The 562-nt window shown below is 67.4% G+C and carries 2 pseudogenes; one reads left to right on the top strand and one right to left on the bottom strand.

Features of this window, described 5'->3' with window-relative positions:
* Positions 1 to 135, top strand: a pseudogene (locus DK254_RS34725) (lipid-binding protein); the annotation flags it as partial.
* Between the two features lie 318 nt (positions 136 to 453).
* Here the strand turns inward: DK254_RS34725 and DK254_RS34730 are convergent.
* Positions 454 to 562, bottom strand: a pseudogene (locus tag DK254_RS34730) (IS110 family transposase); the annotation flags it as partial.

Genomic DNA, 562 nt, shown 5'->3' on the forward strand with positions numbered 1-562 from the left:
ACCTACCAGATGCGCGCGGAACCCGGCGGCAGCGTACCGTCCTGGCTGGCCGACAGCTTCGTCGTCGACGCGCCGCTGGATACCCTGCGCACCCTGCGTGCCGTGGCCGAACGGCAGGCGCCGCGGCAGCCGTAGGTGGCGGTGGTGAATAACGCGACGGATGATCGCGGACGGAGTCCGCTCCTACGCCTTGCCTCAACACCGTGCCCCTGTAGGAGCGCGCCCTGCGCGCGAATCGCGGGCAGGGCCCGCTCCTACAGTTCCAGGAAGCACCGTCGTAGGAGCGGACCTTGTCCGCGATAGCCGGAGGTTCCGGCGCGATTCGCGGATGAGATCCGCGCCTATGCGTTGCCCCAACACCGTGCCCCTGTAGGAGCGCGCCCTGCGCGCGAATCGCGGACAGGGCCCGCACCTACAGCTCCAGGGAAGCACGGTCGTAGGAGCAACTGTCTTTCACTGCTGCACGGTATCTGTTCTCCAGCAGGTACCGTCCCTGACCATGGCGTTCAGCCGCACGATGAGCACACGCATGCAGGCCACCAGGGCAACCTTGGCGCATCGA

Source organism: Pseudomonas sp. RW407, assembly GCF_003176655.1.
GTDB classification, from domain to species: domain Bacteria; phylum Pseudomonadota; class Gammaproteobacteria; order Pseudomonadales; family Pseudomonadaceae; genus Pseudomonas; species Pseudomonas delhiensis.